This window comes from Nocardia sp. IFM 10818 (assembly GCF_054655275.1).
In genome coordinates this window covers 6,672,018-6,695,006 of record NZ_BAAHJH010000001.1, presented here as the reverse complement: position 1 = coordinate 6,695,006, position 22,989 = coordinate 6,672,018, and the positions used below count along the sequence as shown (strand labels likewise).

Here is a 22,989-nt window from a genome sequence, read left to right as displayed (position 1 = left end):
GCGGTCCACATGGCCGCTCGCTCAGAGCAATCCGAGGCGGCGCGCCCGCTCCAGCGCCGCCGTGCGGGAATTCACGCCGAGCTTGGCGTAGATGCCGCGCAGATGGGTTTTCACGGTATTGACCGAGACGCCCAGATCGGCCGCGATCTGGGCGGCGGTCCGCCCGGACGGAAGCCGTTGCAGCACCGTCGTTTCGGTGACGGTCAGCGGCTGCGCGTCCGCCATCGCCCGCCGGGCGCCGGGATGATGCCGGACGCGCTCGACGAAATCCTCGTGCCGCCCGAAACTTCCGGCTTGACCGTCCAGCAGCCCGACCGCGCCCGGCACGTCGAGGAACGGCCGGACCAGCAGATGCGGTTCGGCGCAGGCGAGTGCGCGCTCCAGCGCGACCCGCCCCCGGTGGGGGTTGTGCGCGGTGTTCCGGGCCGCGCACAACAACCACATGGTCACCCGATCGACCGTGCCCGAGCTCGCATCCCGCGCCAGCATGGGGTCCAGCAGGGTATCCAGCACCGTCGCTCTGCCGATGCCGAGAGCCACCGCCGCCCTGGATAATTCGACCTCCGGCACCTCCCCGAGCAGCGTGCGGGCCCGCTCGGTCAACAGGTGCGCGGTGCGCGGCTCCCGCACCGCCAGCAGCGCCCACACCACATGCGGCAGCAGGGCGGCGACCGTCACCGGGAACGGGCCGCCCTGCTCCAGCGCCGCGAGCATGCTGTGCCGCAGCGCTTCCGCGGCCGGATAGCGGTCGGCCGCGGTGTCGAAGGCGAGCAGTCGGCCGATGACGTGCGCCGGCCATCCGGCCGCCGGCAGGACCGAGCCGTCGCTCTGTTCCTCGGTGCTCAGCAGCGCCTCGGCCGCGTCCTCCCGCCACGGCTCACCGCGCAGATACGCGCCGAAGGCCGCCAGGGCCGCGGCCTGCCCGGCATCGGCGGAATCCGGTAGATCGTGGTCGGCGGCAATGCCGAGCGCCTTGGTGGCCCGGTCGCGCATGGCCGTGACATCCCCGGCGAATCCGGCGGCCACCGCCAGCCGGGTGACCGAACGCACCGTGAGCAGTGGCTGATTCGCGGTCGCGGCCAGCGCCAGCCCGCGCCGCAGCTGCCGTTCGCCGCCCTCGCGATCGCCGCGCAGGAGCAGCGCGGTGGCGCGCTGCGTGGCCAGATAGCAATCGATATCCGGATGCCCCACCGGCTCGGCCGGTGCGGGCACGGGCGGGTCGGCGATCGCGTTGGAGAGCACCGACGCATCCACCAGGGCGGCCCGGGTGAGCGGTACGAGCCAGGACGCGGGCACGATGTGCTCGCGGTCCGCGGCGGGGCGGCTGCGCGCCAGGGTGAGGTAGCCGAGGGCCTCGGCGGCGTCACCGTGGGTGAGCGCGTCGATCGCGCGCAACAGCCAGACATAGGGATCATCGGCCAATGCCGAACCGGCGCCGTCGATGCGGTCGAACAGGGCCGCGCCGTCGCCGTCCAGCACAATGGCCATGCCGCGCTGCCGCAGGAATTCGGCCAGCCGGTCGTGGGTGCCGTCGCCGAGCAGATGCGGCAGCGCCGCCAGCGGCAAGCGCGCGCCGTCGTACCAGGCCGCGGCGCGCAGATTCAGATCGTCGACCAGTTCCGCACCCGCGTAACGGATTTCGTCGCGGAAGTGGGATAGCAGCAGCGGGTGGTAGCTCAGCCAGAGCTGGTCGCCGCGCAGGGTACGGGTGATCGGGAAGTTGATGCGCTCGAGCTCGCGCAGCAGATGCCGCGCCGCGGGCCCGGCCAGCGCCTCGGCCAGCGGTGCGGTGAACGACTCCGGAATGCAGGTGTAGAGCAGGAATTGGCGCAGCGGCGGAGTCAGGGTGTCGAGCAGCTCACCGCTCAGGAAGTCCGACACGATCGACGGTTCGGCCAGCGCGGCCAGCGCCGCGGCCCGCTCGCCGCGATGGGCCGCCAGATGTATGGCGGTTATGCGGACCGCGCCCGCCCAGCCCCGGGTCAGCCGCATGACCTCCGCCAATTCGGCGTCGTCGAGTTCGCATTCGTGCTGTGCGCACAGCGCGCGGACCTGCGCGGCGGTCAGCGCCAGCTGCCCGGAACCGACCCGAATGACCCGGCCGTCCAGCTCCAGCTCGTGCCAGCGCATGGGCGGATCGAAACGGGCGCACACGATCACGGTGACCGAGGCCGGGAGATGCCGCAGCAGGTATTCCAGCCCGGCCAGCGCGAACGGATCGGTGATGCGATGCGCGTCGTCGAGGACGAGTAGTCGGGGGACGGTCGTCTCCCGCAGCGCGGCAACCAGATTCGTCGCGAGCGTATCCGGAGCGGTGAAGCCTCCGGTGTGCGCCGGGGCGGCGGCGGGCAGGCCCAGGCGGTCGCACACCGCGGCCCACAATCGCTCCGCGCGATCGAGTTCGGCTGTGACGGTGACCCATCCGACCGCGGTCGCGGTTCCGGCGGAGCGGCGCCGGATCCAGTCCGCGACGGCGACGGTCTTGCCGCTCTCGGCGGCAGCGCAGAGCAGCAGCACCCGCCCGCCGCCGCGCCGGGCGGAGTCGAGCCGGTCGTACAGTTCGGGCCGATCGATCGGTGGGAATGACAATTCCGGAATTACCAATTTCGACTTCTCCTGCTCGCGCACCGGCAGCGGAGTAATCCGCGATGGGTGAGGCGCGCCGCCGCCGTCCGGCGCACATTCGAACGGCTCCACCATCACCGAACAGATCAGGAGTTCACAATGACCGAACATCCCGTGCGACATGGTATTGCGGCCGGCACTTCGATCGGGGCGGCGATCCTGCTGATCACCGTGGGAGCGCTATCGGTGCTGTCGGGTATTTCCGCGGTGGCCGAGGACACGTTGTACGTCGTCGGCTTCGAATACATCTACCAGCTGGATACCACCACCTGGGGTTGGGTTCATATCGGGCTCGGCGCCGTGCTCATGCTCGCCGGCGGCGGTCTGATGGCCGGGACGACGTGGGGCCGGATCGCCGCGATCTGCGTCGCGGCATTGTCGATCATCGCGAATTTCCTTTTCCTGCCCTACTACCCGTGGTGGTCGGTGCTCATCATCGCGCTCGATATCGTCGTGATCTGGGCCGTCACCACCTGGAAGGGCGATTCGGCACGAGCGGCGTGAATCGGGTGACCTCCTAGTCATCGGACCGCTCCAGCAGCATCCGCGCCGGGACTTCTCGGCGACTTTCCCGCCGCTATACGGTCGCCGCGCCCACGACACGCAATGCGCATGTTCACTCGAATATCCGGCAAATAGCTAATATTCAGCGACTGAACAGGGTGGGTGGCCCCTATCTAGCTGCGAGAGAGCGCATGAGCGAGCCGGTGTCATGATGAGGAAGCGACAGGTGCGGGTGCTGGGGCCATTACAGGTCGTGATCGACGGCGCCCCCGTCGACATCCGGGGCCGGATCAAGCGAACCCTGCTGGGCCGCTTGGTGATCGCCCAAGGGCAGGTGGTCTCCACCGGGCGGCTGATCGACGATATCTGGGAGGGTGAGCCGCCGCCGAGCGCCGTCGCGGTGCTGCAGGTCCAGATCCACAATCTGCGAAGGGTTTTCGAACCGCAGCGCCCGCGCCGGGCGCCCGCCACCGTCCTGGTGTCCGAACCGCACGGCTACGCGCTGCGGCTCGCACCGGAGGAGGTGGACGCCTGGCGTTTCGAAGCCCTGCTGGGCGGCTACGAGAAACGCGTCCGGGACCTCGCGGCCGATTTCGATGCCGCGCAGCGGTGCGAACTGCTCGACGAGGCCCTCGACTGCTGGCAGGGCCCGGCCCTGGAGTCTTTCCCGGACGCCCGCTGGGCGGAGGCGGAAGTGGCGCGGCTCACCGACTTACGCCTGCTGGCGGCCGAATTGCGGGCGCAGGCGGCGCTGGAACTGGATCGGCCCACCGAGGTGGTCACCGGGCTGCGGCCGTTGGTGGAACGGTATCCCGAGCGAGAGGAGAGCACACGCCTGCTGGCCACCGCCCAATACCGGCTGGGCCAGCAGACCGATGCGCTGGCCACGCTGCGCCGCGCCAGCGAGTATCTGATCCAGGAGATGGGGGTGAATCCGGGACGGCGGCTCCAGGAACTGGAGACGGCGATCCTCACCCACTCCGATGCGCTGGAGCCGTGACCGGCGACCTCAGAAGTGGAAGCGCGCCCCGCGCAGATCCACCCGGCCGTCGGTGACCGGACACCCCTCCTCGGCCAGCTTGCGCAGCTGCCGATCCGCCAGATGCGGTGCGGGCGTGCCGTTCGCGCGCAGCACCCGATGCCAGGGCAGGTCCGCGGCATCGGTGCGCATGATCCAGCCGACCGTGCGGGGCGTGGACAGGCCCGCCGCGGCCGCGATATCGCCGTAGGTGGCGACCCGGCCGGGCGGGATGGATGCCACCAGTTCGCGGACGCGTTCGATATCGGCTTCGGAGGTGGCCATGGCCGCGAATCCTAGAGGGCGGCGCGCACGAGGGCGGCGGCTTCGGCGGGTCGGGCCTGGGCGACCATGTGGTCGCAGTCGAACTCGTGCACGGTCAGATTGTCGCCGAGATGGGCGGTGAGGGCGGCCCGGAAGGCGGGGGTCACGAAGGGCGGCTGCACCTTCATGGCCTGGACCAGGGTCACCGGGAGATGCGCCGGGGGCAGGACGAATTCGCGGGCGAGCTGACCCCAGTAGGCGATGATCGCCGGGAAGGTCAGCCGCCACGCCATGCGGCCCGCGGGCGTCGGGACCAGGTGTTCGGCCAGTTCGGCCGCGAGGATGTCGGCGTCCACATCGGCCCACGCAGTCTCCAGCTTGTCGAAACGGGCCTGATCGATATCGGCGTAATCCGGGTTGTCGAGCGTCGCGCGGGCGATGCGCAGCAGCAGTTCCGGATCCAGCGCGATGGCCGGGTCCAGCAGCACCAGCCCGCGCACCAGCTCCGGATGCCGGTCGGCCAGGTGCAGCGCCGTGGCCGCGCCGAAGGAATGCCCGAGCACCACCACCGGTTCGCTGGTCTCGGCGCGCAGCAGGGCGACGAGATCATCGACGATGGTTTCGAAATCCCACGGCGGCACGCCGGTCGACCTCCCGTGTCCCCGCAGATCCGGTGCAATGATCCGGACATCGGGCAGATGCCGCTCGGCCAGTGCGCGCCAGCGCCCGCCGTGACCCGTCAGCCCGTGCAGGGCCAGCACCACCGGACCGGTCGAGGGACCGAAATGATGAATATGAAGATCGGACTGCAGCTCGGACACCCGGTCCATTCTGCTCACCCGCACCGACAGTCGCGCGCGCGGCGCTGTGATCGGCGGCACGGTGAACTCACGGCAAACAAAGACTGTCGGGGCGGTCTGTTGAAATAGCTCCCGTGATGCGATCGGATAGCTCGGTGCAGTTGGTGCGCCGGGTCGAGGCAGTCTCCCGCCCTCGGGAGTGGGATGCCGCCATCGCACCGCTGCTCACCGGCCTCGAGATCGATCCCGGCTGGCGGCCGTGGCAGGTGCTCGGCGGACCGGGGACGGGCAAGACGGCGCTGCTGATCGATATCGCGGCGAGCCGGATGCTGGCGGGGGAGGATCCGGATTCGGTCCTGGTGCTGACCTACTCCAAACGCGCGGCGAGCGCGGTCCGCAATACCATCACCGCGCGGATCGCGGAGGCCGATCCGGAACTGGGCGGGGTGCCCGGGGCCACGCGCGGTCCGCTGGTGCGCACCCTGCATTCCTATGCGTTCGGCCTGCTGCGCACCCTCGCCGCCACCCACGGCAATCCGCCGCCGCGCTTGCTCACCGGATCCGAGCAGGACATCGTGGTCCGCGAAATGCTGCGCGGCGAACTCGCCGACGGCGCACCCCACTGGCCCGAGCGCCTGCATCCGGCTCTGGGCGCGGCCGGATTCGCTGAACAATTGCGGGATCTCATGCTGCGGGCCACCGAGCGCGGGCTCGGTCCGGAGGACCTCATCGAGCTGGGCCGGGAGCACGGTCATTCGGAGTGGGTGGCCGCCGGGCGGTTCTTCGAACGCTACGAGCAGATCATGCTGCTGCGCTGGTCGGTGGGCATGGACGTGCCCGAGGCCAGCGCGCCCGCCCTCGACGCCGCCGAGCTGATCGGCGCCGCCATCGATGCCCTGATCATGGACGCCGACCTGCTCACCGCCGAACGCGCCCGCCTGCACTGCGTCCTCGTCGACGACGCCCAGCACCTGGATCCCCATGCGGCCCAACTGATCCGAGCCATCGGCAGCGGCTTGGCCACCACCGTCATCGCCGGCGACCCCGACCAGTCGATCTTCACCTTCCGCGGGGCGGACGCCCGCTTCGCAATCGACCCGGATGCCCCGGCCGACCGCCGAATCATCCTGCGCCACAACCACAGATCCGCCCCGGTCATCCAGGAAGTCGCCGACCGCATCACGAGCCGCCTGCCCGGTGCGAGCGCGCACCGCATCCCGCCCGCCGATCCGCAACCGTGCAATGGCTCCACGCGTTTTCTGGACGAGATAATGCCCGACGGCGCGGGCGGAAACTCGCGCGGCGCAACTGACCCGCCACCTGATCCGAACGATCTGCCGATCGAGAACCCTTGGGACAGCGCGCAATCCGAGGGTGAGGTGCGCGTGCAGGTGCTCACCACCCCGGCCAAGGAAGCCGCGCTGATCGCCGACCACCTGCGCCGCGCCCACCTGACGCACGGCGTCCCCTGGTCGCGCATGGCGGTGATCCTCCGCTCCGTCCCGTTGTCGCTGGCTCCGCTGCGCCGCGCCCTGCTCGCCGCGGGCGTTCCCCTGCGCCAGCCGCCCGCCGACGTCCCGCTGGCCCGCCGTCGCGGCGCGTCCTGGATGCTGCTCGCACTGCGCGCCGTGACCGCGGGCGACCCCACGCGCCTCCGCAACCCGCGACCCATCCCGTTCACCGCCGATGACGCGCTCGATCTGCTCGCCGGACCGCTCGGCGGCGCCGACCAGATCAGCCTCCGCCGCCTGCGCCGCGGCATCCGCCGCACCGTGATCGAACTCGGCTATCCGGATCGCACCGACGACACCGAGGACGACGAACACACCGATGTCATTGCCGAGCGGCATGATTCGGTCGCCGCCGACTTCGGCCCCACCGGTGGCACAGCCCGAAGGGGAGGCGACGCGACGGCTGAGGAATCCGGCATTGCCGATGCGGCCGGTGGTCCGGCCGGTATGGCGGACGATGCTGTCGCCGGCGGGTCCCGTGCGGCGGGGCAGACGGTGGCCGCCGACGCCGGCGGGCGTGCCCAGGACGCGGGTGCGGCCGGAGGACGGTCGAATGCCAGGACGGCCGGTGCCGGTGGACGGGAATTCGGGGCGGAGGGGGAGTTCGCGGCGGCGGAGCGGTTCGCGGATCTGGATCGGTCGTCGGCGGAGATTCTGCGGGATCTGCTGGTGGGGGAGGGGAACCGGGCGATTCTCGGGCGGCTGACCGATGTCGAGGCCGCGCCGTTGCAGCGGGTGCTGAAGGCGCTGGGGCGGGCGCGGAAGGCGCGGCGCGAGGGCGGCGGGCTCGAGGATGTGCTGTGGGGGTTGTGGACCGGGTCGAATCTGGAGCGGCGGTGGGTCGGGCAGTCCGAGCGCGGGGGCGCGGTCGGCATGCAGGCCGATCGGGATCTGGACGCGGTGGTGGGGTTGTTCGAGGCGGCCGCGGCGTATGTGGACCGGCTGCCGCACGCCACCGCCGAGGGGTTCGTGGAATACCTGGAGCAGCAGGAGATTCCGCAGGACAATGCGCCGCAGACCGAGCCGGGGGAGGCGGTGACCATTTGCAGCGCACACGCGGCCGCCGGGCGGGAGTGGGACACCGTGGCGGTGGCGGCGGTGCAGGAGGGGATCTGGCCGAACCTGCGGCCGCGCGGCACCCTGCTGGGCGTCGAGGATCTGGTGGATCTCGTCGCGGGCGTGCGAGGTGCGGGGGAGAAGGTGAGCCGGGCCGCGCCGCTGCTGGCCGAGGAGCGGCGGCTGCTGCTGGTGGCGTGCAGCCGGGCGCGGCGGTCACTGCTGGTGACGGCCGTCGAATCCGTCACCGGCGACCAGGATCTGGTGCCGTCGCGATTCCTGGCCGAACTCGACGCGGACGCCGAGGATGGGCAGCCGGGGCGGATTCCGCCCGCGGTGGATCCCGGCCGGGCGCTGGCCGTGCACGCTCTCATCGCCGAATTGCGCAGTGCGGCCTGCGATCCCGATTCGACGGCCGAGCGGCGGGCGCGGGCGGCGCACGAGCTGGCGCGCCTGGCCGAGGCCGGGGTGCGCGGCGCGCATCCCGACGACTGGTACGGCACCGCCGAACTGTCCTCCACCGACCCGCTGTTCGACAGCGAGGACGGTACGATCAATCTCTCGCCGTCCACGGTGGAGCAGTTGAAGACCTGCCCGCTGCGCTGGGCCCTGGAACGGCACGGCGGCGGCGACGGGGAGAACCCGCACGCCCTCAAGGGAAATCTGGTTCACACGCTGGTGCAGGCCCTCGCCGGCCAGGTCAGCGAGGACCAGGTCAAACACGCGCTCGCCAAGGCGTGGAAGAAGGTCGATCCCAGCGCCCAGCACGGCGAGAACTGGCATTCCCGGGCGGAACTGCGCCGCACCGAGTCCATGGTCGACACCTTCCTGGCGTGGCTGCGCAATACCCGCGACGAGCTCACCGCCCTCGGCGTGGAGGTGCCGATCGACTGCGTCCTGCCCGCGCGGAAACCGGGCGAGCTGCCGGTGCGGATCAGCGGCCGCATGGACCGGCTGGAGCGAGACGCCTTGGGCCGCTTCGTCATCGTCGATGTGAAGACCGGCAAGACCCCCATCTCCAAACAGGCGGCCGAGGACCACGCCCAGCTGGCCACCTATCAGATCGCGGCCGCGGCGGGAGCCCTCGGCGAGGGCGAACCGGGCGGCGCGCGCCTGATCTACGTGGCCAAGCCCTCCGCCAAAGAGGGCGCCACCCAGCGCCTGCAGCAGGCCCTCGACGACCAGGGCGTCGACGACTGGCGCGGCGTCATCCACGACGCCGCCGCGGCCTCCAAGGGCCCCAGCTACCTGGCCATGCGCAATGACGGCTGCCGCCACTGCAAGGTGGCGGGCAGCTGCCCCGTGCAGGACACCGGGCGGCAGGTGACCGACGAGTGAATGCCGCATCGCCTGACGATTCCGCGGGGGGTGGCGGCCGGGCGGCGGGCGGCCGCGTGACCCCGCGCCAGCTCGCCGACGCACTGGGCCTGCCGCCGCCGACCGACGAACAGGCCGCGGTCATCGCCGCCCCCGCCGGTCCGACCCTGGTCGTCGCCGGCGCCGGTGCGGGCAAGACCGAGACCATGGCCGCCCGCGTGGTCTGGATGGTCGCCAATGGCCTGGTCGAACCCGATCAGGTGCTGGGCCTCACCTTCACGCGGAAAGCCGCCCAGCAGTTGACCACCCGCATCCGCACCCGCCTGGCCCGCCTGGCGGGCGCCCCGCTGCTGCGCGATATCGACCCCACCGGCCGTCTGCGCGGCCTGCTCACCGCCTCCGAACCCGAGATCAGCACCTACCACTCCTACGCGGGCCGCCTGCTGTCCGAATACGGCCTGCTGCTGCCGGTCGAACCCACCGCCACCCTGCTCACCGAAACCCAGCTCTGGCAGCTGGCCTACCGCGTCGTCTCCACCTGGGACGGCGATCTCGACACCGACCGCACCCCCGTCTCGGTCACCGAAGCCGTCCTCGCCCTCTCCGGCCAGCTCGCCGAACACCTCGTGGAACCCCGCCAATTGGCCACCGCCCACCTGGAATTGGAGCGCCTCATCACCACGCTCCCCGCCGGCCCGCGCCAGCGCGGCGGTCCGAAGAAGGCCCTCTTCGACATCATCGACACCCAGCACGAACGAGTGGCCCTGCTCCCCTTGGTGAACCGCCTCGCCGAGGAACTCCGCCGCCGCGGCGCGCTCGACTTCGGCGCCCAGATGTCGCTGGCCGCCCGCCTCGCCGCCCGCCACCCCGAGGTCAGCACGGCCGAACGCGCCCGCTTCCGCCTGGTCCTCCTCGACGAATACCAGGACACCGGCCACTCCCAGCGCATCCTGCTCTCCGCCCTCTTCGGCGCGGCCCGCCCCGCTGGTGATCGCGGTACCGGCGCTCCTTCGCGGCCCGCCACCGGTGGCGGCGCCGCCCCGCGGTCGGAGGGCGCGAACACGGGACACGGCGAGGCCGCCCCCACCGCGGCCAGGCGAACTCCCGCGGACATCGCAGGAGCCGCCACCGGTGACGCGGACGCCGACCCGCGGCCGAGTGGCGAGGTTATGGGGACCGCCGTCTCATCCGTGGCTCGGGCGGGCGAGGGCGCCGGGGACGATCCGGCGGCAGGGAGACGGCAGCCGTTGGCGGTGACGGCGGTGGGTGATCCGATGCAGTCCATCTACGGATGGCGCGGTGCGTCGGCGGCAAATCTGCCGCGGTTCGCGACCGACTTCCCCGCTGCCCCAGGCGTTCCCGCGCCGATTCTGCCCCTGCTCACGAGTTGGCGAAATCCGCCCGAGGCGCTGGATCTGGCGAATCTGGTGGCGGATCCGTTGCGGCATCGGGCCGCCGAAGACGGCGGGGTGACGGTGGACGCGCTGCGGCCCAGACCGGATGCCACCGCGGGTGTGGTGGCCTTGGCGTTGGCGGAAACCGTTGCGGTGGAGCGAGATTGGATCGCCGAGCGGATCGCCGCCGAATGGGAGGCGAAGGCGGACGCGGGGGAGTCGCCGCCGACGTCGGCGGTGCTGGTGCGGCGGAACGCGGATGCGGCGCCGCTGGCGGAAGCATTGCGGGAGCGCGGGTTGCCGGTGGAGATCGTCGGGCTGGGCGGGTTGCTGCATACGCCGGAGGTCGCCGATATCGTCGCGACGCTGCGGTTGATCGCGGATCCGTCGGCGGGCAGCGCGGCGGTGCGGATTCTGACCGGGGCGCGCTGGCGCATCGGGGTCGCGGATATTGCGGCCTTGTCGAAACGGGCTCGGGAGCTGTCGATTTCGCGGCCGGCGGGCAAGAATCCGGAGATCGCCGATGCGGCGGGATTGGACGAAGCGCTGCGGGAGGTCGCGCCCGAACCGTCGGAACGGGCGGGGCTGGGCGATGCCATCGCGGATCCGGGTGCGGCGGAACAGTATTCGCCGGCGGGCTATGCGCGAATCGTCGAGCTCGGCAGGGAGCTGTCGGCGCTGCGGGAACGCGCCGGGCAGTCGCTGCCGGAACTGGTCGCGGATGTGGAGCGCACCATCGGGGTCGGGGTGGAGACGCAGACCCGCCGCGCCATGGCCGCCGCGGGGCGCGAACACCTGGACGCCTTCGCCGACGTGGTGGCCGGGTACGCGGCCGACCACCGTTCGTCGCTGGCCGGCCTGCTCGATTTCCTCGCTGCCGCAGAGGAAGTCGAAGGCGGCTTGGAGCCGGGTGAGGTGGAGGTCGCGCACGACCGCGTCCAGGTGCTGACCGTGCACGCCGCCAAGGGCCTGGAATGGGAAGTGGTGGCGGTCCCGCACGTCGTGGACGGCACCTTCCCCTCGGGCACCGGCACGACCACCTGGATGGGCGCGCTCGCCGAACTGCCCACCCAGCTGCGCGGCGACCGGCAGCAGGACGACGCCGGCGACGGGGTCCCGGTGCTCGACCTGTCGGAGGTGTACGACCGCGCGGACCTCGAACACGTCCTCGACGAACACAAGAAGGCCCTGGCCCGGCGTCGTCTCGAAGAAGAGCGCCGGCTGTTCTATGTCGCGTTGACCCGGACCGAACGGGTGCTGTACGTCTCGGCGCACCATTGGGCGGAGACCGGGTCGAAACCCAAGGGCCCCTCGGACTTTCTGCTCGAGCTGAAGCAGGCGACGGAGGTCCCCGGTTCGGAGCTGTCGCGCGCGGTGCGCATCGATCGCTGGGACGACCCGCCGCCGCCGGACGAGGTGAACCCGTTCACCGACAATCCGCCGACGGCATACTGGCCGCGCGATCCGCTCGGCCCGCGCCGGGAAACCGTGGAGGAGGGCGCGGCCCTGGTCAAGGCGGCGCTGACGGCCCTGCGCGCCGCCGATCGGCCGCAACAGGCCGCCTTCGATTTCGGACCCGAATTCGACGATCCCGCAGCGGAATCCGCGGCGGACGACGCCGATCCGGAGGGCTGGTCCACCGACGTCGACGCCCTGATCGCCGAGCACCTCGCCGCCGAGCAGGCCGTCCGCGAGGTCGAACTGCCCGGCCAGCTCGCCGCCACATCCCTGGTCGACCTGCGCTCCGATCCGGCGAAACTCGCTGCGCGCCTGCGCCGCCCGCTGCCGTATCCGCCCAGCCCGTTCACCCGCCGCGGCACCGCCTTCCACGCCTGGGTGCAGCGCTGGTTCGGCGCCGGCCGCCTGCTCGGCTTCGAGGAACTGCCGGGTGCGGCCGACACCAGCGACACCGACGCCGAGCTCATGCGCCTGCAGGAGGCGTTCCTGTCCTCCCCGTGGGCCGACCGCAATCCGGTGGAGGTCGAGGTCTCCTTCGAAACCACCCTCGCGGGCACTGTGATTCGCGGCCGCATGGACGCCGTCTTCGCCGAACCCGGCGGCCGCTGGGTCATCGTGGACTGGAAGACCGGCGGCGAACCCAAACCGGCCGAAGAGGAATCGGTGGCCGTCCAGCTGGCCGTGTACCGGCTGGCCTGGGCCCGCCTGGAGGCCGCCCGCACCGGCCGCACCGAGGACGAACTGCTGGCCCGCACCGGCGCGGCCTTCCACTATGTCCGCACCGGCCGCACCATCGCCCCGGACCATCTCCCGGGTCCCGGCGAACTGGCCCAGCTCATTACGACCGCCGCACCGCAGAGCCCGCCCCCGCCCGAACCCGAGCCGGACGATATCGAGCCGCCACCGGATTTCGAGCCCCCGCCGGACCCGGATTTCCTGCCCCCCGATCCGATCGGCTGAGCGCGACGCGCCCCCGCCCAACTCCCTATGTCGCGCTCGGCCCGGTACGCTGCGGTCCTGTGCCGCAGGTAGACATCCCCGAAATGGCTGGTGATTCGCGTGTTCGGTGATTCCTCGCGCGGTCTGATGAGGCTCACCGAGCGTCCGGATTTCGCGCTCGTGGGCATTCTGCGGATTCCCGCGCACGAGGCCAGCCCGGGGCGGCTGCTGGCCCGGCGGGTGTTCCTGGCGGTGTTGCTACTGGCGATCGCCACCTTCGTGGTGTACTTCGGCCGCGACGGATATCGCGACAATTCCGGTAATGAGCTGTCGGTCCTGGACGCGGCCTACTACGCCACGGTCTCGCTGTCCACCACCGGGTACGGCGACATCACGCCGGTGTCCCCGGATGCCAGGCTGGTCAATATCGTTGTCATCACCCCGCTGCGGGTGCTCTTCCTCATCGTCCTGGTCGGCACCACCATCTCGGTGCTGACCGAACGGTCCCGGCAAGCTTTCAAGATTCAACGATGGAGGCGCACCGTGCGCAATCACACCGTGGTCGTCGGTTACGGCACCAAGGGCCGCACCGCCGTCGACGCCATGCTCGGCGATGGCGTGAAACCGGCCGACATCGTGGTGGTGGACACCGATCCGCAGGTGCTGGAGGCGGCGGCCAATGCCGGCCTGGTGACCGTGCACGGCTCGGCCACCCGCTCCGATGTGCTGCGGCTGGCGGGCGTGCAGCACGCGTCCTCCATCGTGGTGGCGGCCAATCGCGACGACACCGCCGTGCTGGTGACCCTCACCGCCCGCGAAATCAATCCCAAGGCAAAGATTTCCGCCGCCGTGCGCGAGGCCGAGAACACCCACCTGCTGCGCCAGTCCGGCGCCGATTCGGTGGTGGTGTCCTCCGAGACCGCCGGCCGCCTGCTCGGCATCGCCACCACCACCCCCAGCGTGGTGGAGATGGTGGAGGACCTGCTCACCCCCGAGGCCGGTTTCGCCATCGCCGAACGCGAGGTGGAGCCGGAGGAGATCGGCGGCTCCCCGCGCCACCTGCGCGATATCGTGCTCGGCGTGGTCCGCGACGGCACCCTGGTGCGCGTCGGCGAGGAGCCGGTCGACGCCCTCGAATCGGGTGACAAGCTGCTCTACATCCGCCGCGTCCACAACTGACCCCCGAACCCGGCCCGGCTAGTCTCGAACCCGTGTCAGGTTTTCAGCTGAATGCGGTTCCGGTCCTCTCGCGCACGACCCTCGATCGGGCGGAGCATCTTCGCAGCGATGAACATTCCCTGAAAGAGGGCTGGGGGCAGGCCAGACTGGTGCGAATGAACAAGCGCGGGCAGGTGCGCGTCGAGAACGGCACGGTCGTGCTGGACCTCGCCACCACCCTCGCCGCCGAACCGGCGCCGACGGCGGTCTTCCTCGGCGTGGACGGCGAAATCCACCTGTGGGCGGTGCGCGACAACGACATCGAGGGCGAACTGGCCGATCTGCGGGCCGTCGGCGCGACCCTGGAACTCGATGATTTCGGCACCGGTCTGCTGTCCACCGCCATCGCCCTGCTGAACTGGCACGACAAGGCCGGCTTCAGCGCCGCCGACGGCACCCCCACCGCGCTCAGCTCCGGCGGCTGGTCGCGCACCAGCGAATCCGGGCACGAGGAATTCCCGCGCATCGACCCGGCCGTCATCTGCCTCATCCACGACGGCGGCGACCGCGTGCTGCTGGCCCGCCAGCACACCTGGCCGGAGGGCCTGTTCTCGCTGCTGGCCGGTTTCGTGGAGGCGGGCGAATCGCTGGAACGCTGTGTGGAGCGCGAGATTCGGGAGGAGGTCGGCGTCGACGTCCGCGAGATCCGCTACCTCGGCAGCCAGCCCTGGCCGTTCCCGCGCTCGCTCATGCTGGGCTTCGCCGCGGTCGCGGATCCCGAGCAGCCGTTGACCTTTCACGACGGTGAGATCGCCGAGGCGCACTGGTTCACCAGGACCGAGGTGCGCGAGGCGCTCGCGGCCGGCGCGTGGGGCGTCAAGTCGGATGCCCGTCTGTTGCTGCCGGGCTCGATTTCCATTGCGCGCACCATCGTCGAATCCTGGGCTGCCGCAGATTGATCAATAATTTGGACAATTCGGGATCTCTCGAGCAAGATCATGCGTGGCTTCGTTTTCGGAAGCCTTTTCTTGATGGGGAGATTCTCGATGTCTGTATGGCGCAAGGCCGCCGTGGTCGTCGCTTCGGTTGCGGCCCTCACGTCCCTGGGTTCGGCGGCGGCGAATGCCGAGCGCGGGCCCGACGGCCGGCTCTACGGTGCGATCGCCGTGAGCACGTTGAACAATGACGACAGCTGGGGCGCGGCCTGGAACTACCCGAACCAGGGTGAGGCCAATGGCGGCGCGCTCGAGGAATGCGGGCACAGCTGCAAGGTCCTGGTGGAATTCAACGAAGGCTGCGGTTCGGTCGCGCAGAGCGAGGACGGCCTGCGCTTCTACGGCGGCTACGGCAGCTCCCGCGCCGCCGCCGAGCAGATGGCGCTGACCAGCCTGGCCGGTATCAAGCCGCAGCTGCCGTTCCCGTTCACCGGGTCCAGCCAGCCCGAGCGCGGCACCATCCTGGTGACCAAGTGCACCGACGGATACTGACCCGCTAACGCGATCCGGAAACGCACAAAGAAGCCGCATCCCATTGGGTGCGGCTTCTTTCGATTCGACGCGCGCGCATTCTCGGCTCAGCCGATGGCGGCGAGCGCTTCCTTCACCTGAACCAGGCTCGGATTGGTGGCGGTGGAACCGTCCCGGTACTTCACCGTCGGCACCACATGATTGCCGTTGTTGACGCTGCCCACGAATTCGGCGGCATCCGGATTCTCTTCGATATCGATCACCTCATAGGTGATCCCGGCCTCGTCCAGCTGCTTCTTCAGCCGCCGGCAATAGCCGCACCAGGTGGTCGAGTACATGGTCAGGTCCGTTGCAGTCACGGAGGGTGCAACGAGATCACCCGGGATCATGTTCCCTTGCCCGCCACCCAGGTCTCCCACAGCAGCGGCCAGAGGACCAGGACCGCGAGCGCGCAGACCACGGGGAGCGCGCTCAGCCGCGGACCGGACAGGCCGAGCAGCAGCGCGAGCACCGCACACGGCAGCGGCCAGGCCAGCGTCCAGCGCCACCCCGCGCCGCTGCGGGCGCCGCTCAGTCCCACGATCACGAAATACGCCGCCGCGCCGCCGCACAGCGTCCAGGCGATGCCGGTGGTCAGCCGGCCGGAAGCATGGTCGATGCTCATGCCCAGGCCCGCGGCCAGGGCGGCGATGGCGCCGGTGATCCCGCAATGGGTGAGCATGACGCGCCGCCACGGCTGATCGCCCGCCGCCACCGCATCGGTGACCAGCCGGGGAATGAATCCGTACATCAGGGTGAGCGCCCACAGCCCGGCGAGGATGACGAACGCGGCGAATCCGAGGCCGAGCACCGTCGCCGTCCAGGCCACCCCGCCTACCGCGCCCACCACGACGATGACGCCCTCGCCCAGCACGATGATCACGTACAGTCCCAGCCGTTCCCCGAGATGCGCCGGATCGGCGTGCAGCGCCTCGAGTTCGGGTATGCGGTCGACATCGATGTCGCGCGTGCGCCGCATGGACGCGACCCTGCGGTCGAACCCCTCGCGGGCGCGTTCCAGCACGCGGTCGCCGGTGACGGTGAACATGATCCACACATCCAGCGCCAGGCCCACCGCCCACAGCCAGAATTTCCCGGGCTCGCCCACCCACAGCGAGGCGATCCACGGCAGCACGCCCACGGTGAGCTGCACCGCCGGCCAGTCCACCACGATCTTGCCCCGGCCCCAGAGGTGCGACGCGCCGATCCGCACGATCACATAGACCGCCGCGAACGCGGTGGCATGCCGCGCCGGTATCCCGGCCGCGGCCGCCACCATGACCCCCAGCCCGAGCATGGCGGCCAGCATGAGCGGCACCCGGGTGCGGTCCCGGGCAATATTGCCGTACAGCGTGATACACGCCCAGACCATCCAGAACGCCAGGTAGAGGACCACATACAACCCGGCGTCGCCCAGCCCTGGCGAGCCGTGCAGCACATGGGTGAGCTGGCCGATCCCGGCCACCGCGACCAGATCGAAGAACAGCTCCATCCAGGTCGCGTGCCGATCGTGGGTCGCGGGTGCGTCATTGGCCACCACCGCACGCTAGCCCGGTCCGGGCGGCAGCTGTCGGAGGCGAGGCGAGCACCATGACGGGCGCGCCCGCCCGCAGCCCCCTGTTACCGCGCAGTGCCGGCGTCGGCCGGATCCCCGCGGTCGTATCGAGCGCGTGATCGCTGCGCCGACTCGGAGGAAGCTCGCGCTCGACGAATGCGCCGCCGAGTGGGTGGCCGCCGTCCGCGGGTCGTTCGAAACCTTCTTCCTCGGCGCGCACGGTGCGGAGGCTGTCGGGGGCGGCTGTCATGATGGTGCGCGTGACTGCCGCGCCGATTCAGCCGAAGCTCGCGCTCGATGAACTCGATGCCGAGCAGGCGGCGGCCGTGCGCGCTCCCCGTGGGCCGGTGTGTGTGCTGGCCGGGGCGGGAACGGGCAAGACCCGCACGATTACTCATCGGATCGCGCATCTGGTGTCGGCGGGGCATGTGAAGGCCGATCAGGTGCTGTCGGTGACGTTCACGGCGCGGGCGGCGGGGGAGTTGCGGGGTCGGCTGCGGGCGCTGGGGCTGGGCGGGGAGGCCGGGCAGGTGCAGGCGCGCACCTTTCACGCGGCGGCGCTGCGGCAGCTCAAATACTTCTGGCCGCAGGTGGTGGGGGATGTGCCGTGGCGGCTGCTCGACAGCAAGTTCCCCATCGTGGCGCAGGCCGCCGGGCGGGCGGGACTGTCCACCGACACCGAGACGCTGCGGGATCTGTCCAGCGAGATCGAGTGGGCGAAGGGCTCGCTCATCGCGCCGGAGGACTATGCGGCCACGGTGGCGCGGATTCAGCGCGACGCGCCGTACGAGGCGTCGAAGGTCGCGGCGGTCTACTCCGCCTACGAGAAGCTGAAGACCACCGCCGACGGGCTGCTGCTGGATTTCGACGACCTCCTTTTGCACACGGCCGCCGCGCTCGAGGACTACCCGTCGGTCGCCGAGGAGTTCCGCGGCCGCTACCGGTGTTTCGTGGTCGACGAGTATCAGGACGTCACCCCACTGCAGCAGCGCGTGCTCGACGCCTGGCTCGGTGATCGCGACGATCTGACCGTGGTCGGCGACGCCAACCAGACCATCTACTCCTTCACCGGGGCCAGCCCGGCCTTCCTGCTGGATTTCTCGCGCCGGTTCCCGGAGGCCACGGTGGTGCGGCTGGAACGCGACTACCGCTCCACTCCGCAGGTGGTATCGCTGGCCAACCGGGTGATCGGCGCGGCGCGCGGGCGGATCGCGGGCACGCGATTGCAGTTGATCGGCCAGCGCGCCGACGGCCCGGAACCGGTCTTCGCCGAATACGACGACGAACCCGCCGAGGCGGCCGCGATCGCCAAGGCCATCGCCAAGCTCCTGGGCAAGGGCGTGCCCGCCGCGGAGATCGCGGTGCTCTACCGCATCAATGCCCAGTCCGAAGCCTATGAGCAGGCGCTGACCGAGGCCGGCATCCCGTATCAGGTGCGCGGCGGCGAGGGCTTCTTCGCGCGCACCGAGGTGCGCCAGGCCGTGCAGGCCCTGCGGCAGGCCGCGGCCCGCGACGATCTGCCCGATGCGCGCGGCGCCGACCTGGTGACCCTGGTGCGCGCGGTGCTGGCCAAGCTCGGACTCACCAATGAGGAGCCCGCGGGCGTGCAGGCCCGGGAACGCTGGTCCTCGCTGGTCGCGCTGGTCCAGCTGACCGAGGAACTCACCGGCCACGACGCCGACCTCGAACTCACCGGCCTGCTGCGCGAGCTCGCCGCCCGCGCGGAGGCCCGGCACCCACCGACCGTGCAGGGCGTCACCCTGGCCTCGCTGCACGCGGCCAAGGGCCTGGAGTGGGATGCGGTCTTCCTGGTCGGTCTGGCCGACGGCACGCTGCCCATCCAGCATGTGCTCGGTCCGGACGGATCGGTCGCCGATGAGGCGTCCCTCGAGGAGGAGCGCCGACTCCTCTATGTCGGCGTCACCCGCGCCCGTGAGCACCTGCACCTGTCCTGGGCGCTGGCCCGCTCCGAGGGCGGCCGCAAGGTGCGGCGGCGGTCGCGCTTCCTCATCGGCCTGGTGCCCGATGATTCGCCGGCCTCGCGCATCGCCCAGCACACCACCGATCGGCGCGGCCCCAAACGGGTGCATCCGACCTGCCGGGTGTGCGGCCGCCCGCTGCTGAACACCCAGGCCACCATGCTCGGCCGTTGCTCGCGCTGCCCGGCCGATGTGGATCCGGAGCTGCTGAGCGCACTGCAGGAGTGGCGCCGGGAGAAGGCCGACGAGCTGAAGCTCCCGCACTTCGTGGTGTTCAGCGATACGACGCTCACCGCCATCGCGGAACAACGTCCCGCCGATGACCGGGCGCTGGTCGCGATTCCGGGCATCGGCGCCAAGAAGCTGCAGACCTACGGCGCGGACGTGCTCGCCATCGTTCGTTCTCGCATACGGAACCAATAGTGCGCAAGACCGCAAAACTGCTGGTCAAAAATAGGTTGTGCGCATCCGTATGACTCCCTAGGGTGGTTGGCATGCACCCGGGGAGGATTCCCGGCGCGCATTTGACCTAACGGCAACGAGTACAGGAGGGAGGCAGACAAATGTTGAGCATTACGAGCACCGCATCGACGCAGGCCATTCAGAGCACTGTGGCGATGCCGCGTGTGCTGTCCGACGTGTCCGCCTCCCGGGGCAACTCCTTTGCGCAGCAGGGGATTCGTCTGTCCAGCGGTGGCGATCTTGGTCTTCAGGTCTTTGCAAGCACGGTGTTTCAGATCTTTGCAAGCAAAGTGCAAGCGCCGATGAGCAACATCGTCATCAAGCAGGACAAGCCCATGGAGGCCTGGCATCCGGCAGCCGCCTATGGCGCTACCGGCCGCTTCGCGGTTGAAACCGGAACGAACCCGGTGGATCTGCTGGCAGCCCGCCTCCGTCACACCCACCTTGCGACCGTGAACAGGAGTCGACACCGAAGTCGACTCAGGTAGGGGACCACTCCCCGGACCAACTGGCCACGGATCGCCCGACAGCGAAACCGTGGCCATAGTTTTATCGGCCTCCGGCCACCGGCACCGGTTTCGCAGCACAGAAACGAACCGTTGCACGAGTAAAAGGAGACCGACGTGTCCACCACGGTTACCCGTGACCGCGTGACATGCCGCACCACCGTGGCCCCCACTACCCGCGTCCGCCGGGGAGTCACCATGACCCTGCCCTGCCGGGTCGGCAACCCGGACCTGTGGTTCGCCGAGAGCCCGGCTCAGCTGGAAGAGGCCAAGGCGCTGTGCGCCAGCTGCCCGATCCGGCAGGGCTGCCTGTCCGCCGCCATCGATCGCGGTGAGCCGTGGGGTGTTTGGGGCGGTGAGATCTTCGACCAGGGTGTCGTGATCGCCCGCAAGCGTCCCCGTGGCCGCCCGCGCAAGGTCGCGGTGGCATGAGAACCCCCGTAACGGGGGGATACGATTGGAAGTACGAACCAGAACAACCCGCTTGCCTGACGGCAAGCGGGTTGTTTTGCGTCCGGGGCCGAACCGAACAACCCGCCGAACGGGACGGCGGGTTGTTTTGCGTTATGGGGCAGTGGGTTTCAGCTGGCGGTGCGGTATTCCTTGTAGCCGGGCACCCAGTCCTGCATGAGCTTCATGAACGGCAGTTCGGCGTCGAGCTGGGCGCAGATGCCGATGGAGCCGCCGAGGACGCGGAAGATCATGACGTGCTCGGCCGGAAGTTGCAGGGCCCGAGCGGTTTTCATCATGTCCTGATTGGTGATGTCGGTGGCCTTGCCGGCCACGCGCTGCATCCACCGGCGGGTGAAGTGGAAGGTCTCGGTGCGGATCGGATCGGTGAAAGGGCGCAGGTAGTCCTCGATCTCCTTGTGGCTCACCGTCTTACCGGGAATCACCCAGCCGTTGTCGTACATGAGCTTGGTCAGCTCGTCGTAGCGCTCCTCGACGCCGAGGGCCACCATCTGACCGAGAATGGGCGGGAAGCCATTGGGCAGCGGGGCGCAGGCGCCGTAGTCGATGACGGCGAGGCGGCCGTCCTCGAGATACATGAAGTTGCCCGGATGCGGATCGGCGTGCAACAGCCCGGCAATGGCCGGTGAGCTGAAATGGAATTCGCCCATCAGTGCGGCCACGGTATTGCGTAGCTCGTAGGTGCCCTCCGGATCCTCCATACCGCGCTGGATGATCTTCGAGACCGGGGTGGCATTGTCCAGCCACTCGGTGACGATCACCTTGGGCGCGCTGGCAACGACTTTCGGCACCAGGAAGCGCGGATGCCCGTCGAAGGCCTTGGCGAACTGGCGCTGGTGCCCGCCCTCGATGCGATAGTCGAGTTCCTCCTCGGTGCGCTCGCTGATCTCGGCCAGGATCGGCTTGACGTCCGCGCCGGGAATCAGGGCGCCGATCATGCTCGCCATGCGATTGAGCGTCTTGAGATCGGCGCGCAGCGCCTCGTCCGCGCCCGGATACTGCACCTTCACCGCGACAACGCGGCCATCGGACCATTCGGCCTTGTGCACCTGGCCGATGCTGGCCGAGGCGGTGGGCTCGTCGTCGAAATGCCGGAATCGTTGCCGCCAGCCGGTTCCCAGCTGCTGGTCGAGCTGGCGGTGCACGGCGGCGGCCGGCATGGGCGGGGCCGCGGCCTGCAGTTTGGTCAGCGCCTCGCGGTAGTGCTCGCCGAACTCCTCGGGGACCGCCGCCTCCATGACCGACAGGGCCTGGCCGAACTTCATCGCGCCGCCCTTGAGCTCACCGAGGACCGCGAACAGTTGTTCCGCGGCCTTCTGATTGAGCTCCGCGTTGATTTCCTGTTTGTCGCCCCCGGCAAGTTTGCGGCCGAACCCGACGGCCGCCCGCCCTGCGATGCCGAGTGGAATCTTGGCCAACTTGGCATTGCGGGAGGAGCGCTTGCTCACAATCTCTGACACGTTCCCATCATGCCGATGTCCCAGACGGTCCGGTAGGGGATTCGGGTGTTCTACCGGGTCAGGAAGGTTAGTGGTATCGGTCACAATGGCCGCTTTCCGGCTATCTTCCGGCGCAATCGCAGCGTGGGTGCGGAAACCAGGGACGGTGGTCGAGATGGTGTGAATCCAAATTCAGCTCCAGGGTCGCGTTCAGGGTCGCCGGCGGGCGGGCGGGGTTGCCCTGGGCGATCCGCTCGATCTCGGTGAGCGCCAAGGCCGCAACGGCCGCGACGCCGGCGGGGGAGCAGTGGCCGACGCGGTCCAGCAGTTGCGCGCTCACACGCGGCCAGGCCGGATCGCGGTCGCAGCGGTGCAGATCGGCGCAGCGCAGGCAGCTGGTCGCGCCGGGCAGCACGAGCGGGCCGATGAGGCCGCGGCCGTCGCGCAGGCGCACGGGCAGGTGCGGGACCCGGCCGCGCACCAGCTCGGCCACGAACACCGGATCCGGCACCAGAGTGTCGGCGAGGAGCGTGAGGTCGGCCCGGGAACGGGTGGGGCGCAGGCCGATTCGGCGCAGTCCGGCGCCGAGGGCGTCCGCGAGCGGGCCGCGGCCGTGGATGCGGACGGTGTGCAGCCGAGCGCCCGGTCCGTCGCTCACCAGCAGGCCGGTGGCGGCCAGCTCGGCGAGGAGTCCGGCCGCGATCTCGGTGCCGAAACCCAGTTCCCGGGCGTGCCAGAGGATTTGCGGCCGGGTCCGGGAGCCGTCGAGCAGGCGCAGGAAGGCGGGGACGGGGCCGGGAGCGTGCACGATGAGCGCGTGCCCGGAACTCCAGCCGAGCTGGACCGTGCCATCGGGGCGCAGCAGCACCGGGATTCGCGGATCGAGCCGCGGGCCGCGCGTGGGCGCGAGGGTGGTCATCCTCGCAGTGTGCACGATCCCGGAGACGCGAAAACCCGCGAAAACACTCGACGATCAGCGCTTTCGCGGGTTGTCCACAAGTCAGCCGGAGGGCTTGCCCACGGTGTCA

At 70.2% G+C, this 22,989-nt stretch carries 17 protein-coding genes; 10 read left to right on the top strand and 7 right to left on the bottom strand.

The window, feature by feature from the left end; genetic code table 11:
* Window positions 1-21 precede the first annotated feature (21 nt).
* On the bottom strand, window positions 22-2,589 hold the full coding sequence (locus tag ACYQ5L_RS31045) for a winged helix-turn-helix domain-containing protein (RefSeq protein WP_459961770.1): 2,568 nt from the start codon (window positions 2,587-2,589) through the stop codon (window positions 22-24).
* 135 nt (window positions 2,590-2,724) lie between these two features.
* Here ACYQ5L_RS31045 and ACYQ5L_RS31040 point away from each other — a divergent pair, with 135 nt between their 5' ends.
* Together ACYQ5L_RS31040 and ACYQ5L_RS31035 are read left to right on the top strand one after the other, a co-directional pair.
* A complete protein-coding gene (locus ACYQ5L_RS31040; protein ID WP_459963592.1) occupies window positions 2,725-3,129 on the top strand; it encodes a DUF7144 family membrane protein in 405 nt (134 codons plus the stop codon).
* A 208-nt stretch (window positions 3,130-3,337) separates the two neighbouring features.
* Window positions 3,338-4,129 (top strand): AfsR/SARP family transcriptional regulator, encoded by a 792-nt coding sequence (locus tag ACYQ5L_RS31035; protein WP_459961769.1) that lies wholly within the window; start codon window positions 3,338-3,340, stop codon window positions 4,127-4,129.
* 9 nt (window positions 4,130-4,138) lie between these two features.
* On the opposite strand, the gene ACYQ5L_RS31030 is transcribed toward ACYQ5L_RS31035, so the two are convergent.
* Both ACYQ5L_RS31030 and ACYQ5L_RS31025 read right to left on the bottom strand, forming a co-directional pair.
* Window positions 4,139-4,432 (bottom strand): MGMT family protein, encoded by a 294-nt coding sequence (locus tag ACYQ5L_RS31030; RefSeq protein WP_459961768.1) that lies wholly within the window; start codon window positions 4,430-4,432, stop codon window positions 4,139-4,141.
* A gap of 11 nt (window positions 4,433-4,443) precedes the next feature.
* Complete coding sequence (locus ACYQ5L_RS31025) at window positions 4,444-5,232, bottom strand: alpha/beta hydrolase (protein ID WP_459961767.1); 789 nt, start codon at window positions 5,230-5,232, stop codon at window positions 4,444-4,446.
* 116 nt (window positions 5,233-5,348) lie between these two features.
* Between ACYQ5L_RS31025 and ACYQ5L_RS31020 the strand changes: the two genes are divergently transcribed.
* The 5 genes from ACYQ5L_RS31020 to ACYQ5L_RS31000 all read left to right on the top strand — a co-directional run bounded on the left by ACYQ5L_RS31020 (window position 5,349) and on the right by ACYQ5L_RS31000 (window position 15,531).
* Window positions 5,349-9,116 (top strand): ATP-dependent helicase, encoded by a 3,768-nt coding sequence (locus ACYQ5L_RS31020; RefSeq protein WP_459963591.1) that lies wholly within the window; start codon window positions 5,349-5,351, stop codon window positions 9,114-9,116.
* Window positions 9,113-12,907: an ATP-dependent helicase gene (locus tag ACYQ5L_RS31015; RefSeq protein WP_459961766.1), complete on the top strand. Its 3,795-nt coding sequence runs from the start codon at window positions 9,113-9,115 to the stop codon at window positions 12,905-12,907. The genes ACYQ5L_RS31020 and ACYQ5L_RS31015 overlap by 4 nt, the downstream gene beginning before the upstream one ends.
* A 126-nt stretch (window positions 12,908-13,033) precedes the next feature.
* Window positions 13,034-14,065, top strand: a complete 1,032-nt coding sequence (locus tag ACYQ5L_RS31010) for a potassium channel family protein (RefSeq protein ID WP_459961765.1) — start codon at window positions 13,034-13,036, stop codon at window positions 14,063-14,065.
* A 32-nt stretch (window positions 14,066-14,097) separates the two neighbouring features.
* Entirely contained in the window at window positions 14,098-15,003 is a 906-nt protein-coding gene (gene nudC / locus ACYQ5L_RS31005; RefSeq protein WP_459961764.1) for an NAD(+) diphosphatase, read from the top strand.
* 87 nt (window positions 15,004-15,090) lie between these two features.
* A complete protein-coding gene (locus ACYQ5L_RS31000) occupies window positions 15,091-15,531 on the top strand; it encodes a DUF4189 domain-containing protein (protein ID WP_459961763.1) in 441 nt (146 codons plus the stop codon).
* A gap of 86 nt (window positions 15,532-15,617) precedes the next feature.
* Here ACYQ5L_RS31000 and ACYQ5L_RS30995 read toward each other — a convergent pair whose 3' ends face one another.
* Together ACYQ5L_RS30995 and ACYQ5L_RS30990 are read right to left on the bottom strand one after the other, a co-directional pair.
* The gene (locus ACYQ5L_RS30995) at window positions 15,618-15,869 is read right to left on the bottom strand and encodes a mycoredoxin (RefSeq protein WP_459961762.1); all 252 of its coding nucleotides are present in this window, start codon (window positions 15,867-15,869) and stop codon (window positions 15,618-15,620) included.
* Between the two features lie 26 nt (window positions 15,870-15,895).
* Window positions 15,896-17,086, bottom strand: a complete 1,191-nt coding sequence (locus tag ACYQ5L_RS30990) for a low temperature requirement protein A (protein WP_459961761.1) — start codon at window positions 17,084-17,086, stop codon at window positions 15,896-15,898.
* Window positions 17,087-17,355: 269 nt separating this feature from the next.
* On the opposite strand from ACYQ5L_RS30990, the gene ACYQ5L_RS30985 reads away from it, so the two are divergent.
* From ACYQ5L_RS30985 to ACYQ5L_RS30975, 3 genes are all read left to right on the top strand, one after another.
* Entirely contained in the window at window positions 17,356-19,506 is a 2,151-nt protein-coding gene (locus ACYQ5L_RS30985) for an ATP-dependent DNA helicase UvrD2 (protein WP_459963590.1), read from the top strand.
* 140 nt (window positions 19,507-19,646) lie between these two features.
* A complete protein-coding gene (locus tag ACYQ5L_RS30980; protein ID WP_459961760.1) occupies window positions 19,647-20,033 on the top strand; it encodes a hypothetical protein in 387 nt (128 codons plus the stop codon).
* A gap of 216 nt (window positions 20,034-20,249) precedes the next feature.
* On the top strand, window positions 20,250-20,483 hold the full coding sequence (locus ACYQ5L_RS30975; RefSeq protein WP_379199704.1) for a WhiB family transcriptional regulator: 234 nt from the start codon (window positions 20,250-20,252) through the stop codon (window positions 20,481-20,483).
* A 149-nt stretch (window positions 20,484-20,632) separates the two neighbouring features.
* Here ACYQ5L_RS30975 and ACYQ5L_RS30970 read toward each other — a convergent pair whose 3' ends face one another.
* Together ACYQ5L_RS30970 and ACYQ5L_RS30965 are read right to left on the bottom strand one after the other, a co-directional pair.
* Window positions 20,633-21,982: an ABC1 kinase family protein gene (locus ACYQ5L_RS30970; protein WP_459961759.1), complete on the bottom strand. Its 1,350-nt coding sequence runs from the start codon at window positions 21,980-21,982 to the stop codon at window positions 20,633-20,635.
* 100 nt (window positions 21,983-22,082) lie between these two features.
* Entirely contained in the window at window positions 22,083-22,880 is a 798-nt protein-coding gene (locus ACYQ5L_RS30965) for a TOMM precursor leader peptide-binding protein (RefSeq protein ID WP_459961758.1), read from the bottom strand.
* Between the last annotated feature and the right edge of the window lie 109 nt (window positions 22,881-22,989).